Source organism: Sphingomonas leidyi, assembly GCF_011761945.1.
Classification (GTDB): domain Bacteria; phylum Pseudomonadota; class Alphaproteobacteria; order Sphingomonadales; family Sphingomonadaceae; genus Sphingomonas; species Sphingomonas leidyi.
Map to the genome: position 1 here is coordinate 1051453 of NZ_JAASQV010000001.1, position 17045 is coordinate 1068497.

A 17045-nucleotide genomic window follows, 5' to 3' on the forward strand; every position below is an offset into this window, starting at 1 on the left:
TGTGCGACCACATCTTCGAATTTTTGAGTGATTGTTATTTAATTCCTACGCGCACGCTGAAGCCGATGATGCGCGGATCGAGCGTGAATACATTGGAGAAGGTGCCGACTTCGTTCGGCCCGGTGAAGGCGTCGGTGATCGGCGTGCTGTTGAACACGTTCTTGACGTAGAACTGGTACGTCAGGTTCGAGGCCGGGCGGCTGAGCGTGATCGCCAGGTTGGCGTTGCCCCAGGCGCGCAGGCGATCATAATCGGTGTTGTAGACGCGGGCGAAACTGGCCGACTGGCGATAGTAATCGCCGCGCAGCGACAGCCGCCAATCGTCGAGGAACAGGGTGTATTCCGCGCCGATATTGAAGGTGAGGTGCGGCGCGTTGGGCAGTTCGTGGCCGCTCAGATCGGCGGCGAAGCCATAGCCGTTGTTGGGCGCGCCATAGTTGGACGGGTTCGGGCCGTAATAGTTCGCCGGCTTGCTCGGATCATAGGGCGCGGTCGGGCTGTAGGTAAATCCATAAAGGGCCTGGCCTATCCCGCCAGGCGCAAATGGATTGCCGGCGGATCCGAATACATGGGGCGCTTCGCAGAAGAAGTTGATCCCCGAATCCGAGGTGCTGTTGATATCCTTGGGATTGACCTTCTTGAGATAGGCGGCGACCAGCGCCTTGGGCGCGATGCAGGTGTTCGGGCTCTGGGCCCAGGGATTGACGGTCATCCAGTCGTCATGGCCCTGTACGCGGTCCATGACGTCGATCGAGCTTTGCCCGTTGCCGATCCGGGTCCTGAGATACCCTAACGTCGCACCTACCTTGAAGTGCCGAGAGGGGATCCACGCGGCTTCCAGCTCCGCGCCATAGGTGATTGCGTTGAGGTTCTCGGTGTTGATCGCCCGATTGATCAGCTGCGAGATCTGGTAATTCTTGTAGTCGTTGAAGAAGGCGGAGAAATTCAGCAATATCTTGCCGCCGGCAATCTTGTTCTTCATGCCGATTTCGAAGGTATTGAGTTCCTCCGGTTCGAATTTGGTGGGAAGCCGCGTGTAGGTGCCGCACACCAGCGCCGGCGCCACCGGCAGCCCGTTCGGGCCGCAGGGCTTGTCGGCCTGCCCCCGGGGATTGTCGCCACCGCCCTTATAGCCGCGCGCATAGGAAGCGTAGAGTGCGGTTTCGTCGGTGAACGTCAGATTCGGCTTCCAGTTCAGCGCAAGCCGGCCGGTCACGCGCCGCCATCGCATCGTCTCGGCGGGATCCGCGGGATAGCCGCGATCGACCGTGCCGCTATTGAGCCCTCGGGTGTCGCTCAGCAACTGGGTGGCATAGGGTATGATCAGCTTCTGATCGTCGGTATAGCGCAGCCCCCCGGTGACCTTGAAATTCTCGGCGGGCTTCCAGTAGAGCTCGCCGAACGTCGCCCAGGATTTGGTCTTTAGCTGCTGAATACTCCGAAAGTAATTGTGCCCCTCGCCATTGATCTTGTCGATGGGGTTCGGGTCGATATAGGCGCAACCAACACCCTTGGCATCGCAATACGGGCCCTCGGACAGCGCGGCGATGGTGAAGAGGTTGCTGAAGACGTAATAGTTTTCGGTGGTCTCGTAGGACAGATAGTTGGCGCCGAGATTGAAGTTGAACGGTCCGTCAAAGGACGAATTCAGCCGGACCTCTTGCGCCCATTGCTCGCTGCGTGCCTCCGAACGATCGATTGCCGCTGGCGTGGTCAGCTCGCCGAGCTGCGGATCCTTGAACGTGCCGAGGCCATTGCGCGAACCGAGATATGGCTTCCAGGCTGCCTTGACGCCGGTGGCGTATTGCTCCGGCGCAATGAAATAGGGCACCGCCTGAAATCGGAAGAAGTCCTGCGAGGCGCTATAATAGTCCTTCGTGTAGAGAACCTGACCGGTGAAATGCAGGCGATCGGTGATGTCGATCTCCGCGTTGAACTGGAACAAGTCGTTCCGCGCCCGGTATTTCGGATCGTAGAAGGTGCCGATCTCCCGCAGGTCATGGGATTGCTGCCCATTGGCGGTGCCGAACGGATCGAGCCCCATCGGGGTATAGTAGCTGCCATAGGGGCCCCGGTTTCCGGCCAGCGCCAGGGTGAGCGCCGTCACGATCGGAAATCCGCGGCCATTGGGCACGCCATAGGCGGCATCGGAATAGAGGGTCTTTTGCTGGCACCCCGGCGTCAGCGCGCCAATGCTCCACGCGCCGACCACGGGCTGCGACTGGGCGACGCCGTTCCGGTCGGTATAGTCGATCTTCTGCGGCGTCTCGCCGCGCGTGCAAAGCTGCTTGCCGGTGCGCGCGCGGTCGTCATTCTCGTTGAAATGCTCCCAGAAGAAGCTGAAGCGCAGCGCCGGATCGGGCTCCCACAGCGCCGACAGCCGCGTCGAATAGAGATTGCGGCCGTTCACATTCTTCTGCGTGACCGTGTTGTAGTCATAGCCGTCGCGCTTCGTCCACGCGCCCGCGGCGCGGAACGCCAGGGTGTCGCCAAGGGGAATGTTGACGAACCCGCGCACGCGGGTGGAGGCATAATTGCCCACCTCGCCCTGGATTTCGCCGCCCCATATGCCGAGCTTCGGCTTGGCCGGCAGCATGTTGACGACGCCTGCCGTCGCGTTGCGGCCGTAGAGCGTGCCCTGCGGTCCACGCAGCACCTCGACGCGCTCGACATCGAAATATTCCTGCTCGAACAGGCGGTTGCGGATCAAAGGCGTGTAGTTGAAGCTGATCGCGACCGCCGGATCGGCAGTGACGGAGATCGCCTTGGTGCCGATCCCGCGGACGGTGAAATTATAGCCCGAGAAATTGTCCTTCGAGAAGGAGACGTTCGGGATGGCGCGCAGCAGCTCGGGGCCGCCTTCGATCTTCTGGTCCGACAGGTCCTGCGCCGTGAAGGCCGAGACCGCGGCGGGCACATCGATCAGGCGCTCGGACATCTTCTGCGCGGTGACGACGATGTCGTTGCCGCTGCCGGCGTCTCCGGATGCCTGTCCGTCATCGGCCGCGAGGGCCGGGCCTTGCCCGCGGATTGCAGCCTTGGGCCGCGGACCGGCGACGGTCCTCCTGGCAGGCTGTGCATGGCCTCCCCGAAGGATCAGGAAGGCATCGCCGCGCTTCTGATAGGTCAGGTCGGTTCCGTGCAGGAGCTGGATCAGCGCTGCCTCGACGGAGGAAGCCCCTTTGATCGCGCGCGCCTTCTTGCCGCGCACCAGATCCTGATCGACCAGGATCTGCGCGCCGGACTTGCGCGACAGCACGTTCAGCGAATCCTCCAGGCTGGCTGCAGGAAGCGTGATGCCATGTTGCGCCAATGCTGGCGGAGCGGCGCAAATGGCGCCGATGGCGAGCGCGAGAACGGCAACGCCTGTACGAAGCGACCCCTTTAACTTCGGCACTATCTATTCCCCCCTTGGGCTCGGATTGAGCGACCTCAGGGGAAAGACGCGGCGCACGCCGAAACTTCACAAAGTTTCTTGCTTCAGTCCTGTTGCGACTGGAACGGGTAACGCGGAGCAATCAGCGCTTCGATAGCGCCAATGCGTTCTCTGTCTTGTGAATCCGGAATGCGTGCGTGATCGACAGGTTCTCGAGCTGGCCGACCGGATCGGTCAGCCTTATCCGGCCGCTCACCGGCTTCTCGGCCAGGCCCTTGTCGGTGATGTCGATGGGCAGCGGGGACAGGCTTTGCAGGTCGGCGATCACCTGCCGCAACGGCGCCCCCCTATATTCCATCCACTCGCCGCGCCAGCGGGCGACTTCGTCCGGCTTCACGTCGGCGATCCGGTTGAGGCCCGCCTTGTCCAGAATGGCCGCCTGCCGGGCCTGGAGCTGGATCGGCGTGTCAAACCATCCGTTCCTGCCGAACCGGACCACGCCGGATGCGACGGCGACACGGACGCTTCCGGGCTTGTTCGAGACCTCGAAGCTGGTCCCCACGTCCACGATACGCGCGTTTCCGGTATCGATCCGGAAGGGGCGCCGCGCGTCATGCGCGACCTTGGCGTAGAGCGTGCCTTGGGTCAGTTCGACCACGCGGTCATGGCGCGTATAGCGGATCTTCACCTGCGCGCCGCCCCCCAGGGTCAGCTGCGTACCGTCGGCAAGGGTGACTGCGCGCACCTTGCCGTCCGCCACGGAATAGTCCTGCGGCTGGGCGAGGTACAACGCGATCAGGGGGAGCGACTGGTAGCCGCCCAGCATGACGAGCAGGACGGTCATGCCGCCGACCAGCCAGGCATGCCCCGATCCGCCCGGGCGCCCATAGGCTTGCAGCGCGGCGTCCATGTCGGACCCCATGATGCGCCGCCACATGGTGTCATAGGCAGGTCGGCAACGCGGATCGCCGGCAAGCCATGCGTCGAAGGCGGCCTCGTCAAAGGCCTCGTCGCCCATGCGCCGCTCGATCCACTGGGCTGCTTCCCATTTTATGGAGCTAGTCTCGGACAGGGCCGCCTCTCTTCTCGATCTTCTCGATCGCCGAATCGAGATCGAATATGGCGCGCGCAACATGATTGCTCACGGCGCTGGGGGAAAGGCCCAAGGCCAAGGCCACCTCGCTCGCCGATTGTCCGCGTACGCGCCGGCGGATGAAGACTTCCCGCCTGAGGGAGGGCATGGTCTCGAGGATGCCCGCGATCAGCTCGATCAGCTGTTTGCGCGCCAATTGCTGATCTATCATCGGCTGGGGGCAGGGGATCGCGTCGGACAGTTCGACGAGCGGAGCCCGGCCGACTCTGCGGAAATGGTCCCTGACCAGATTCAGCGAGATGCGACGCAGCAGGGCAGGCGCATTCTTTACGCTGTTGTCCGGCTTCGCTTCGAAGATCAGCAGCCGCAGATAGGCTTCCTGAACAATGTCCTCGCTGAGCGCCGAGTCGTGGACCTGCCGTCCCACATATTCAAGCAGGCCAATGCGTTGCGCGCTCAAATGGGCGGGACTCGAAACCATCGAAGAGGTGCATATGCGTTCGATGTGACATGGGGGTTTCGGTCGGGGCAGGCCGGTTGGGGATGCTCGCCGCGCAATTCGAGTGGCTGACGGAGCCCGAATTCCGGCGCGTTCGCGCCATGCCGGAGGATGGCTCCCCGGGACCGACGAAATCCAGAACTATGAACTGCCGATTGCCGTCGAATCTTCGCCACAGCTTCCGAAGCGGCGGAAACGCGACCGGGACCGTGACGAGCGTATTCGGTTGGCCGGTGGCCCGAAGCCCTCACTGCGAGAAAAGGCATACGCCTTTGCCCGTGAAAGGGCCACCGTGAGAACCTACGATTTCACCGCCGTCGGTATCCCAAGACACTACCTTGCTTGGATGTGCGAAGAGGGCTTGCTGGTGAAGGTCGGCTATGGAGTCTATCGCGCTGCGGATCGCGAGGCTGCGTGATTTGACTCGACTACAGGTCAATGTCGTGTGGAAGTTCGCGCTCGCGTGTCAGATCGAGCTCCGCTCCGATCAGCGGCGATCGCAGGAGCGCGGCGACGATACTGCCTTTGCCGTCGAGAGCCTCGCCGATTTTGGTTCTGATGCGATCGGCGTCAGAGCCTCCTTTCGCGAGCCTTTTCGCTAGGGATCGGATCATGTCGCGGTCGCGCTCCAATCCTGCAACCTCGTATTGGACGATCTCGGTTTGCGGTGTCGTGTTCGCGGCTGATTTCCCTTCACATGCTCGCCATCGGCGTCGGCCAGGCTAGGTCGTCGTTTGGTCGGTGCGACTAACGCCCGCGGGTAGAAGGCTGCCTCCAAACCCGCGGGCCAACTGGACTATGCCTTTTCGGACATATCCTCCAGTTGCTTGAGCGGGCTTTCCAGCACAGCGCCCCATTTGGCAGGATAGACGATGTCAGGTCCGGCCTCTGAGGTCGAGTATCGCAGACCCTTGTCGGCCCACGCCTGCAGATCCGAAAGCGCATAGACGACCCGCCCGCCAATCTTGCGATAGACCGGACTGGTCCCATAGGTGCGATGCTTCTCGAGCGTCCGAGCCGAAAGCGCCAGGAACCGCGCGGCCTCTTTAGTGACAAGGAAGCGTGGCGGAATTGTAGGTAGATGATTCACTTGTATTTCCTCATTCCCTCCCGTCGCAGATGACGGGCGCGGACAGGCGTCGGTCAAGCACCCCGGTGCGCAATGGATCTGGCGACTGGTGAATGATTGCGGAGTTTGTCGGCTCTATTCACCGCAACTCCTGCAGCGAATAGGCGTGCGTCAAGATTGACGGGCATGTCTCCACTGCGACGTCCGTCATGTAGCGATTACGCGTTCTATAGCTCGGAGCAATTCCATAATTTGCATACGACGGGCGGGGCGCATTTGCTCCATTCGCGTAGCGAGTGGCGGCTGCCCCCGACGGGGCCGGATACGTGCTTCGTCGGCATCAGCTTCCATCATTTCCGCACCACACGGCGCGCCATCGTCCGCTCCAGTCTGGCGCAAGCCTTCTCGAGCGACGGTGAAGGGTTTGCCACCCGCGGAGAGGGTGTTCCCGTCGAACCCGAACAGGGTCGGAACGCGCATCTTTCCGAGCAGCAGGCGTTCGAGCTCGCCCAGAACGTGCTCGCCGAATACGAGCTGCGAACGGGCGGCGCGCCGCTCCGGGTCGTGCTACACAAGACTTCCTATTTCGACCCCGCCGAACAGGCGGGTTTTGCCGCGGCGCTCAAGGACACGCCCATCGTTTCGATGGTCACGCTCGTGCCCAGCCTGTTCCGGCTGCTGCGGTACGGGGCCTATCCCCCGAAAGTCGGAACGGTATGCACGGTCAACAGTGACCGGTCCTTCCTCTTCACGTCTGGCTTCATGCCAGAGCTTGGTACCTATCCGGGCCCGCACGTGCCCCAACCGTTCGAGGTTCGCTGTCTAGGCGTCGAGAGCGCCGTCGCTGCGGCGCAGGACGTTCTCAACCTCACCCGGATGAACTGGAACACGGCCGACATTCGCGGAAAATGGCCCGTGTCCTTGTCCTTCGCCCGCCGGGTGGGCGGTATCCTGGACGAATATGGCGACGACGATCTTACTGAGACCTCGTTCCGCTATTTCGTTTAGCCACTACGCAAAACAGACACGACTTGGGAATCGACGGTCACCGCCGCGGCCGACACCAAGGCCGCATGGCTCGCCGCCCTGACGGAGCTCGAAGGCCTCGCGCATTATGATGCCGAGCGCGCCCGCCTTCCGGCTACGCCGCGAGAAATACGGCTTCTGATTGCGAGAGCTTACTGGGCCTGTGTTTTTCACTCAGCCCCCGGCAGGGAGGGCAGAGCCAATTCCATAAGGAAAGCATTGTGCTTCGCCGTTGCTGCGCGGACTTGCTTTTCGATTTCAACGAGTTCCCGATGGGTCTCGGCTAGCTCAATCTCTTCCTCGCCCACAGCCGTGCTGATGTAGCGAGAGATGTTGAGGTTGAAGCCTTCTTCAGCAATTCGCTCCATGCTTACGCGCTTGGAATAGCGGTCCTCTTCCGTGCGGAATTGGTAAGTGGAGACAATCTTGCCGATATGATCCGGTGTTCCATTCTTGCCATCTCCCAGCTTGTTTTGGCGCTTGTCCTTCAAGAAATGCTCTGCCGCGTTGATGAAGAGCACGTCGTCCGGCTTTTTGCACTTCTTCAGCACAAGGATACAGACTGGGATGCCGGTGGAATAGAACAGGTTCGCAGGCAGTCCGATGACCGTGTCGATGTGACCATCTTTCAGCAGCTTGGTTCGGATTCGCTCTTCCGCCCCGCCTCTGAACAGCACCCCGTGGGGGAGAATGATGGCCATCACGCCCTCATCCTTCAGGTGGTGGAATCCGTGCAGCAGGAAGGCAAAGTCCGCGGCCGACTTGGGCGCCAGCCCGTAATTCTTAAACCTCACATCATCGCCCATCGCCTCAGTCGGTTCCCAGCGCAAGCTGAAGGGCGGGTTGGCTACGATGGCATCGAAGGAGGGCTTCTTGGCCGGATTCAACTCACGCAGGATGTCCCAGTCGTTGGTCAGAGTGTCGCCGTGGTAGATTTCGAACTCCGTGTCCTTCACGCCGTGCAGCAGCATGTTCATGCGCGCGAGGTTGTAGGTGGTGATGTTCTTTTCCTGCCCGTAGATTCTGCCGATGCCGTGCGGCCCCATGCGCTTGCGAACATTGAGTAGCAGCGAACCGGAGCCGCACGCGAAATCGAGCACGCTGGCGAGCCGTTCTTTCTTTCCGGTTGCGGGCTCCTGGCTGTCCAGTGTCACGATCGCGGAAAGGATGTCTGACACCTGCTGCGGGGTATAGAATTCGCCAGCCTTCTTGCCCGAACCGGCGGCGAATTGGCCGATCAGATATTCGTAGGCGTCGCCCAGTGCATCCACATCCGAGGAGAAGTCGGCGAGCCCTTTAGCGATCTCGGTGATGATAGCGCAGAGTTTGGCGTTGCGATCAGCGTAGGTCCGTCCGAGCTTGTCAGAGGCAAGATTGATTTCCGAGAACAGGCCACCGAAAGTGCTCTGGAACGACTCGTTTTCGATGTATTTGAAGCCCGCCTGCAGGGTGTTCAGTAGTTCGCCGTTCTGGGTGCGGGCCATATGGGCGATGCTGGTCCAGAGGTATTCTGGCTTTATTAGGTAGTGCGCCTTGAGGCGCATCTGCTTTTCAAAAGCCGCAACATCATCGGGGTTCTCCGCGTACCAAACAGATAGGGGTGAGCGCCCGCCGTTGCCGATCGCGTTGGGATCTGGGTAGTCGCGCCCGAGCTCCTTCTTCGCGGCCATCTCGTAATTGTCAGAGAGGTAGCGCAGGAAGAGGAATGACAGCATATAGTCACGGAAATCGTCCGCATTCATCGCGCCGCGAAGCGTATCGGCGATGTTCCAGAGCGTTTTGCCCAGTTGCTTTTGATTTTGGTCGTTCATTCTGCAGGTGCTTCCTCAGGGGCGGGCGCCGGTGCTGTGAGTTGCGCGGGAGCAATTCCTGGTAGGGCGAACTCAAACCGCGTGATGAACTCGCTCAGGATGCGGCGGAAAAGTGCCTTGTTGTCCTCGCCCATTTCAGTCGGTTCGTGAATGGCGTAGGCGCCGTGACTCAGCAGGTTCAGGGCACGGTTGAACAGCGCCCGATCCTCTTCATTGTTCAGCGCCTTCAGGCAGAAGGCAATGCTCGGGTGACCGAAGAAAGAGGCTGTCTTCTCCATGACGCTGCGCAAGGCGTTGAAGTGGAAGGTGTAGAGCTTCCCCTTGCCGGGATCGGCGGCACGCTGCAGCTCGGCTAAAGTGGCGACGTGATGGAAGAGGGGCGTATCCTCGCTCGCCTGAAGCGTGTAGGCGCCGTCGCCGTTTGGGCGGTGCAAGAAATAGCGCTTGTGGGTTATCTTCGGTTCGCCCTCAGTCCGCCTGCCCATCTCGTTGCACATGACGTTAAAGAAAAGCGCGTGGTGCGAAGAGAAGATCACTTTTATCGGGGCGGGCGCACCATTCGCATCCTTCCGCGTGGCCGCCCGGCGGAGAAGCTTGGCAAGATCGCAGGCCACGGAAATCGCGTTGTTGTCATCGAGCGACGAAATCGGGTCGTCGACATAGAGGTATTTCTTCCCCTGATAGGACTGATGCCCATCCAGCATACGTTCACAGATGGCCATGAAGATGCACCAAATGAAGATGTTCTGTTCGCCCCGAGAAACCTTGATGTTGGACTGAGCGCCCTTTCGGAAGCTCACAAAATCGGGCTTCGAGATGGCTTCGTTGCCCTGCTGAACAGCTTTATAGGTGAAGTCGAATTCGAAGTCGGCGTATCGGGAAAGGTAGAGATCAATCGTCTCTTCCAGCGCGAGTTCCGTCATCGCGTTGAAGAAGGATGATTTTTCGTTCAGTTGCAGGCGGCGCACGCTGTCGCCGTCAAGGTCGTTTTCCCAGACGAACAGGTCCTCAGTAAAGGCGTTGAAATAAAGCGTGTCGGGCGTGCCGGTTGGGTTCTTCCTTGTCTTGCGTTTTCCTGCGTCCTTGAACTCCATAGACAGGCGTGTCTTGCCGGTGCGGTTGTAGGCGTAAAGCAGCACAAGATCAGTGTCGTTTAGATCGTCTCGCAGGCGAGTCACAAGTTTGCCCAGGCTCTGATAGGTGCGGATTCCACTCATGCGTCATCCTCCCCGACAGAAGGGAAAAGCTGCTGCATCAACCCATTCTTGTGAGTCTTCAGGTTGTCGAGCTTTTGGGTTTGCGCCGCGATGAGGTCGTCGAGGCTCGTGAGGCATTCGGCGATGCGTTGTTGTTCGTTGATGGTGGTCGGAACAGAAACAACGACGTCGCCGATCTTCGTTGGTGAGGTGTGACGGACTTTCGCGCCGGATGCAGTGTCATGGATCGACTTCCGAACCGGCATAGTATTCAGGACGTAGAAGAAGAATTCGTTTAGCCAAGCACTTCCAGGCTTGGGAGTTACGAGGCCGAGCCGCTGATTATGAAGAAACTTGTCAGAATCCGGAACCAAAATCGGGCTGCCGAGCAGACCAGCTGCCTGTTCAGTCATGGCGACCAGCATGTCTCCGGCGGTGAGCACGTAGGCCCGTGGAATCTCGCCGATGAAGTACTTCTGCTTCTCGCCCCGGTCGCGGTAGCCGCCCTCCTCGTAGAAGTTACCGGGCGTAAGGAGCACATAATCGCCCTCGTTGCTGAAGAACTCACTTTCGAATGCGTAGCCGTGTTTTATGTCACAGAGTTCGGAGAAGGCTCGTTCCTCCCAATCTCCCGCGCTAACAAACTCGGGGAAGCGGAGGCGGGGTTGGGTTTCACGTTCCTGAGGGAAAAGCTGCTGCATCAGCCCCTTTTTGTGGGCCATCAGCGCCTCTACCTTCCGCCCCTGCGCGGCAATCAGCGCGTCGGTCGAGTCCAGACAATCGGCGATTTTTTGTTGTTCGAGTTCCTCTGGCCGCCACGCATATGTCGACAGGAACTGAGTAACAGAGATATTGAAGCGGCCAGCTCTGGCACCCTCATTGATCAGCCCGCCCAGCGCTGGATCATGGCTTCCCGACTCGAAATACCATTCCCAGAAAGCTGGGTTCTCACTCGTTTGGAAGCGGAAGCATTTATAGATGGGCGAGACGATCCCACTCGCATGGTTTGAAAGCCGCTTGATCGTGCCAAAGCTTGATGCCTTGGTTGTCCGATCGTTGTAGACAAAGTCGTCTTTGCGAATCTTCAGATAACGATCGGTACTGTCTCCCGCGATCTTCTTGCCAAAGTAGTCGCTTTGCAGCACGAGACCATGGTCTCCTGAGAGGCTCAGAATGTTATCCGCATCTCCCGTTGTCGCCCGATCCGTCACGGGCCGGGCCAGCTTCTGAAGCGAGATTTCCTTCCATCCCATCGCGTCCTGAAACTCAGGAAAGCGCAGCTTGGGAACCAAGGCAGACTCATCACGCGTCGCGGCTGGCGATTTCCCCTTACTGCTCATAAGCGCTCAGCCCCGAAATCTCGCGCCCACCGGCCCGCTTCAGCAGCAGCGGCAACAGGTCGGCCATCAGGTCCAGTTCCTTCACCCGCCGGGCCTTCCAGTTCAGGCCGAGGGGTTCCATCAGGTCGGTCAGCGCCTCGCCGTCAAAGATCATGCGTTGCAGGATGGTATCGACAAAGCCTTGCAGCGCTTGCGATCCCACCCCGTGCTTGCCCGCAATGCCCGCCAGTTCTGCCGCGTTCTTTTCCGCCTTGAAACGGCTGTAGCCGTCGCGGATGGCCTTTTCGCTCAAGCCCTCGCCAGCCTTCAGGGTGTTGATATAGGCGGCGATATCCTCCCGCTCGTCCATGAACTTGGCATCGGACTGGATCAGGCCGATCAGCTCTGCGCGGCTCATCTTCTGCTTGCCGGGCGCGCTTTCTGAATAGCGGGCGATCAGGCCCATGATGTAGTCATAGTCGATGACGGCCGAGGCGAAGAGGACGAATTCGAAATCCATTTGGTCGGCATCCTGGCTGGGCTTGCCGTCGCCCTGATCCTGGCCCTTGCCCTGCCGCGCCCGCAGGCGTTGGGCGGTTTCCAGATAGGCACCGCGGAAGCCAAGCAGGTTGTCGCGCGGCAGGACCTGTTCGATGGCGGTGCGGTTCTCGTCCGTCAGGTCAGTGTACTGGTCAAGCTGGGTCTTGAGGCGCTGGACCTCCTTGAAATGCTCAATGAAGGCGGCGCGGGCAGCGTCGCCCTTGAGGTTGGGCACCGCTTCCGGGGCGCAATCGAGGCCCTGCGACTTCATGAAGGTGTCGAGCTTCTGGACTGCCGTTTCCAGTTTCTGGATGACCACAGGAGCCTTGTCGACCAGCCAGATTTCGCGGGCTTTTTCGGCGGCTGCCTCGCCCGAGAAGAGAGCGATGGCGGCATCGACCGCGCCCTGCTGCTGGCGGAAGTCAAGGATGTTGCCATAGGGCTTGGTGGCATTCAGCACGCGGTTCGTGCGCGAGAAGGCCTGGATCAGACCGTGATGCTTGAGGTTCTTGTCGACGTAGAGGGTGTTAAGGAACTTTGAGTCAAAGCCGGTCAGCAGCATGTCGACCACGATCGTGATGTCGATCTTGTGGTGCAGTTGGTTGGGGTAAGCTTTCTTGAGATCGGCATCCGGCCATTGCTGATCTTTGATCCGCCTCTGCACGTCCTGATAATAGAGATCGAATTCACCGATTTTGTGATTGGTGCCGTACTGGGCGTTGTAGTCGGCGAGGATGGCCTTCAACGCTTCCTTCTTTTTTTCAGGCTCGACCGCGTTGTCTTCCTTCTCCTGCGGCAGGTCTTCCTGGATCTGCTTCACATCAGGATCGCCGTCAGCCGGCGGGGAGAAAACGCAGGCGATGTTCAGCGAACGGAACCCAGGATCAACGGCCAGCTTCTCTGCCTGCATGGTCTTGAAGAGGTCGTAGTACTCAATGGCATCATTGATCGACGACGTGGCGAGCAGGGCGTTGAACCGGCGCTGCCCGGTCGCCGCGTCGTGCTTGGCGAGAATCGCCTCGATCACCGCCCGCTTGGCCAGCGGTTCGCCCGGCTTGGGCAAGGTTTTGCCCTGCGGCTTGTAATAGTCGACGTGGAAGCGAAGGACGTTGCCGTCCTCGATGGCATGCGTGATCGTGTAGGTGTGAAGGCGCTGCTGGAAGAGGTCTTCCGTCGTCTTCATGCTGGCCTGCGTGTCTTCGATCTTCTGCTGCGCAGCGTTCTGCTCGAAGATGGGTGTCCCCGTGAAGCCAAAGAGCTGGGCGCACGGGAAGAATTCCTTGATTGCCTTGTGGTTCTCGCCGAACTGCGACCGGTGACATTCGTCGAAGATAAAGGCGAAGCGCTTGTCGCGAAGGGGTTCGAGCTGTTCCTTGAAGCTCTTCTTGCCGTCTCTCTTCTGCTGCTTGTTGCGCTTGCTGTTTTCGTCCAGCGCGAGGCCGAGCTTCTGGATCGTGCAGACGATGACCTTGTCGGCGTAGTCGTCCGACAGAAGGCGCCGAACGAGGGACGCTGTGTTGGTGTTTTCCTCGACACAGCCTTCCTGAAACTTGTTGAACTCCTCGCGCGTCTGCCGGTCGAGATCCTTACGGTCCACGACGAAGAGGCACTTCTCGATGTCGGGATTGTTCTTCAGGAGCGTTGACGCCTTGAAGGAAGTCAGCGTCTTGCCGCTGCCCGTCGTATGCCAGACGTAACCATTGCCGCAGTCTTGCGCGATGGAGTCGACGATCGCCTTCACCGCGTAGACCTGATAGGGCCGCATCATTAGGAGCTTCTGCTCACTTGCCACCAGAACCATGTAGCGGCTGATCGTCTGGCCGAGGGTGCATTTGACGAGGAAAGTCTCGGCAAAGCTATCAAGGCGGACAATCTTTTTGTTGTCTACGTCGGCGAACTCGTAGACCGGCAGAAAGCGCTCCTCGGCATTGAAGGCGAAATGGCGCGCATTGTTGTTCGCGAAATAAAACGTCCGATCGCGGTTGCTGACGATGAAGAGCTGAATAAAGCACAAGATCGTCTTGGTATACCCGTTTCCGGGGTCGTTCTTGTATTCGACGATATGTTCCATGGCCCGACGCGGGCTTACGCCGAGAGTCTTTAGTTCTATTTGAACAACGGGGACACCATTGATCAGCAGAATGACGTCGTAACGATGATGGCTATTGTTTGTGTTAATACGGAGCTGACTAACTACCTCAAACGAGTTTTTGCACCAGTCCCTGATGTTGACGAGGGTGTAGTTGAGCGGCGTGCCATCATCACGGATAAAGGTATTGCGCTCTCGGAGGATACGGGCAGCGATAAAAACATCCGGCGTGACGATCTCGTCGAGTAGGCGAGTAAACTCGGAATCGGTGAGGCTGACACGATTAAGCGCCTCGAACTTCGTACGAAAATTTTGCTCGAGAGTTGCTCGGTCGCGAATGTCAGAGCGATACTCATACTTCAGATCGCGGAGCTTGTTGACCAAGTTCGCTTCTAGATCGCGTTCGGGAGTTGCCATTGCCATCGATGCAGCTCAATTCTTATCAATGCCAGTTGGGTGGGCCGTTTTGCTTTTAGTCAAATTAATGTCCTCGCCACTCACCTCGCCAACCTTCAATCTCTCGTATTCCTCCACTGCCATCACCACCACCACTGGCCGACCATGTTTAGCGACCAACACTGGTTCGGCGCGAGCTAGGTCGATAAGTCGGCCGAAGCCGTACTTCGCGTCTTTAGCGCTCAGGATTTTCATGGCGATTCCCAGCATTCAGTCTGCATTTTGGCCATTTTGGCCGATAGTGCAACGGGGTCTGCTTTGCAATGAGGTCGATGTCGGGGGACGAAAATGCCTGCTGCGGCCCCGCTCCGCCGGAAGCGGTGCCATCAGTTATCCAATTGCAGCATAAGCCAGCATGCCCCTGCGAGCGCCGCAGTGATGGCATTACCCGTACTAGGCCCGCGCGAGGTCTTGCTATTCGGCAATCAGTCAAAGCCCGCTGTTGGCGCTAAGCCGCAATCTGCCCCCGATCACATGTCTTCTCGCGCTAGGGCCGGCGATTCTGCGGAGGGTGTTCCGAAGCAGTAGGCGACCGTGGCACGTATTCGGTCTCGCCGTCCTACGCTCACTGTGCCAGCGATAGCGCATCGGATCGTAGGGAAAAATCGCACGCTGGCGCGCAATATCGCGCCGTAGCGTACAAAAAGGTGTGGCTCCCTGAGTAGGATTCGAACCTACGGCCGCTCGATTAACAGTCGAGAGCTCTACCGCTGAGCTATCAGGGATCACCATCTTTCCACCCGGCGAACCGCGGCGGAGGCGGCCCTATAGCAGCGGGTTTTCGCGGATTGCAAGGGGTCAGGCGACGAATTGTTCCATCGTTATCCGATCGTCCAGCGCATGCTCCGGATCGAAGAGCAGAGTGAGGTCGCGGTGGTGGTCGATCTCTATCTCCACCCGGGCGACGTCGCGCACTTCGCGCTGGTCCGCCACGGCGCTGACCGGCCGCTTGTCTGCCTCCAGCACGCGAATCGCGATGCGGGCCTTGTCGGGCAGGATCGCGCCGCGCCAGCGCCGCGGACGGAACGGGCTGATCGGCGTCATCGCCAGCATCGCCGAGCCGAGGGGCAGGATCGGGCCCTGCACCGACAGATTATATGCGGTGGAGCCGGCAGGCGTCGCGACGAGCAGGCCGTCGCACACCAGCTCCGGCAGCACGACGCGATCATTGACGGTGACTTCGAGCTTCGCCGTCTGGCGGGTTTCGCGCAGGAACGAGACTTCGTTGATCGCCGGCAGTTCGAAGCGCTCGCCGGCGGCATTGATCGCGTTCATCTTGAGCGGGCTCACCTTGAACGGCTTGGCCCGCGCGAGCCGCTCGTCGAGCCTTTCGCGCCGCCAGTCGTTCATCAGGAAGCCGACCGTGCCGAGATTCATGCCGAACACCGGAACGCTGCGGCGGCTTTCCAGCAGATTGTGGAGGGTCTGGAGCATGAAGCCGTCGCCGCCCAGGGCAACGATGGCCTCGGCCTGTTCGAGGGGAACCCATTCATACGCCTCGCGCAACTCGTCGGCGGCGAGCTGGGCGGGTTCGGTGGGCGAGACGACGAGCGCGCGGAGCTGGCTCATCCGCCGGTGACGCTCATGTGGCGGCGTGTGGCCGGAGCCGCGCCGGCGGCGATGCGGAAATCATGGCGGGCGGGCTTGCGCCGCAGCGCGGCATCGATCGCTTCGTCGAGGCCGTCACCGCGCAGCGCGGCCTTGATGTCCACTCCCTCGTCATGGCCAAGGCACATATAGAGCTTTCCGTCGCTGGCGAGGCGAACGCGGTTGCATCCGTCGCAGAAATTGGCGCTGAGCGGCGTGATCAGGCCCAGCCGCATGCCGGTGCCCGCAACGCGCCAATAGCGTGCGGGGCCGCCGGTGCGATGCGTATCGGGGATCAGCTCGAAGCGCGCGCGGAGCGCGGCCAGCACGCCGGTGAGCGGCAGGAAGCGATCGACGCGATCCTCGTCGACTTCGCCGAGCGGCATCGTTTCGATCAAGGTGAGATCCATGCCCCTGGCCGCCGCCCAGTCGAGCATCGCGGGGATCTCGTCCTCGTTGAGGCCTTTCAATGCGACCATGTTGAGCTTGACCGCAAGGCCGGCGGCCTGGGCGGCGGCAATGCCGGCCAGCACTTTCGACAAGTCGCCGTGCCGGGTGATGTGCCGAAAGACCGCCGGATCGCGGCTGTCGAGGCTGACATTGATGCGGCGCATGCCGGCCTCGCGCAGCGCTTCGGCATGTTCGGCGAGGCGAGTGCCGTTGGTGGTGAGCGTGATTTCATCGAGACCCGCGCCGAGATGACGGGCGATGCGGCGGACCAGTTCCATGGTATCGCCGCGGACCAGCGGTTCGCCACCGGTAAGGCGGATCTTGCGCACGCCACGCGCGACGAAACGGTCGGCGACCAGGGCGAGTTCGTCGAGGCGCAGCAACGCGTCGCGCGGCAGGAAGCGCATATGCTCGGACATGCAATAGCGGCAACGCAAGTCGCAGCGATCCGTGACCGAAATGCGCAGATACTCGATCGTGCGGCCATGGGCGTCGATCAAGGCGGGCGCGGCTGCCATGCAAGACGAGTTACGC

General features: G+C 60.3%; 14 protein-coding genes and 1 tRNA gene. 3 read left to right on the forward strand and 12 right to left on the reverse strand.

Going from position 1 to position 17045, the window contains the following annotated elements:
- Positions 1-34: 34 nt before the first annotated feature.
- From FHR20_RS05090 to FHR20_RS05100, 3 genes are all read right to left on the reverse strand, one after another.
- Positions 35-3397: a TonB-dependent receptor domain-containing protein gene (locus tag FHR20_RS05090; RefSeq protein ID WP_167298500.1), complete on the reverse strand. Its 3363-nt coding sequence runs from the start codon at positions 3395-3397 to the stop codon at positions 35-37.
- A 121-nt stretch (positions 3398-3518) separates the two neighbouring features.
- On the reverse strand, positions 3519-4394 hold the full coding sequence (locus FHR20_RS05095; protein WP_167298501.1) for a FecR family protein: 876 nt from the start codon (positions 4392-4394) through the stop codon (positions 3519-3521).
- Positions 4395-4434: 40 nt separating this feature from the next.
- Positions 4435-4950 carry an RNA polymerase sigma factor gene (locus tag FHR20_RS05100; protein ID WP_208413404.1) on the reverse strand — a complete coding sequence of 172 codons (516 nt, stop codon included), beginning with the start codon at positions 4948-4950 and terminating at the stop codon, positions 4435-4437.
- A gap of 310 nt (positions 4951-5260) precedes the next feature.
- On the opposite strand from FHR20_RS05100, the gene FHR20_RS23135 reads away from it, so the two are divergent.
- Positions 5261-5386 (forward strand): type IV toxin-antitoxin system AbiEi family antitoxin domain-containing protein, encoded by a 126-nt coding sequence (locus FHR20_RS23135; RefSeq protein WP_341786428.1) that lies wholly within the window; start codon positions 5261-5263, stop codon positions 5384-5386.
- Positions 5349-5570: a hypothetical protein gene (locus FHR20_RS05105; RefSeq protein WP_167298503.1), complete on the forward strand. Its 222-nt coding sequence runs from the start codon at positions 5349-5351 to the stop codon at positions 5568-5570. The genes FHR20_RS23135 and FHR20_RS05105 overlap by 38 nt, the downstream gene beginning before the upstream one ends.
- Positions 5571-5764: 194 nt before the next feature.
- On the opposite strand, the gene FHR20_RS05110 is transcribed toward FHR20_RS05105, so the two are convergent.
- Positions 5765-6058, reverse strand: coding sequence for a helix-turn-helix domain-containing protein (locus FHR20_RS05110; RefSeq protein WP_167298504.1), 294 nt, complete (start codon positions 6056-6058; stop codon positions 5765-5767).
- A 255-nt stretch (positions 6059-6313) separates the two neighbouring features.
- Between FHR20_RS05110 and FHR20_RS05115 the strand changes: the two genes are divergently transcribed.
- Entirely contained in the window at positions 6314-7045 is a 732-nt protein-coding gene (locus tag FHR20_RS05115) for an argonaute/piwi family protein (protein WP_208413406.1), read from the forward strand.
- Between the two features lie 188 nt (positions 7046-7233).
- Here the strand turns inward: FHR20_RS05115 and FHR20_RS05120 are convergent, their stop codons facing one another.
- From FHR20_RS05120 to moaA, 8 genes are all read right to left on the reverse strand, one after another.
- Entirely contained in the window at positions 7234-8874 is a 1641-nt protein-coding gene (locus tag FHR20_RS05120) for a type I restriction-modification system subunit M (protein WP_167298505.1), read from the reverse strand.
- On the reverse strand, positions 8871-10091 hold the full coding sequence (locus FHR20_RS05125; protein WP_167298506.1) for an ATP-binding protein: 1221 nt from the start codon (positions 10089-10091) through the stop codon (positions 8871-8873). The genes FHR20_RS05120 and FHR20_RS05125 overlap by 4 nt, the downstream gene beginning before the upstream one ends.
- Entirely contained in the window at positions 10088-11362 is a 1275-nt protein-coding gene (locus FHR20_RS05130) for a restriction endonuclease subunit S (protein WP_208413407.1), read from the reverse strand. Before FHR20_RS05130 ends, FHR20_RS05125 begins: the two co-directional genes overlap by 4 nt.
- A 37-nt stretch (positions 11363-11399) precedes the next feature.
- Positions 11400-14441: a type I restriction endonuclease subunit R gene (locus FHR20_RS05135; RefSeq protein WP_167298508.1), complete on the reverse strand. Its 3042-nt coding sequence runs from the start codon at positions 14439-14441 to the stop codon at positions 11400-11402.
- 9 nt (positions 14442-14450) lie between these two features.
- Complete coding sequence (locus FHR20_RS05140) at positions 14451-14684, reverse strand: type II toxin-antitoxin system Phd/YefM family antitoxin (RefSeq protein WP_243857126.1); 234 nt, start codon at positions 14682-14684, stop codon at positions 14451-14453.
- A 440-nt stretch (positions 14685-15124) separates the two neighbouring features.
- A tRNA-Asn gene (locus FHR20_RS05145) sits at positions 15125-15199 on the reverse strand.
- Between the two features lie 73 nt (positions 15200-15272).
- The gene (locus tag FHR20_RS05150) at positions 15273-16043 is read right to left on the reverse strand and encodes an NAD kinase (RefSeq protein ID WP_167298509.1); all 771 of its coding nucleotides are present in this window, start codon (positions 16041-16043) and stop codon (positions 15273-15275) included.
- Positions 16040-17029: a GTP 3',8-cyclase MoaA gene (gene moaA / locus FHR20_RS05155; protein WP_243857127.1), complete on the reverse strand. Its 990-nt coding sequence runs from the start codon at positions 17027-17029 to the stop codon at positions 16040-16042. The genes FHR20_RS05150 and moaA overlap by 4 nt, the downstream gene beginning before the upstream one ends.
- Positions 17030-17045 lie beyond the last annotated feature (16 nt).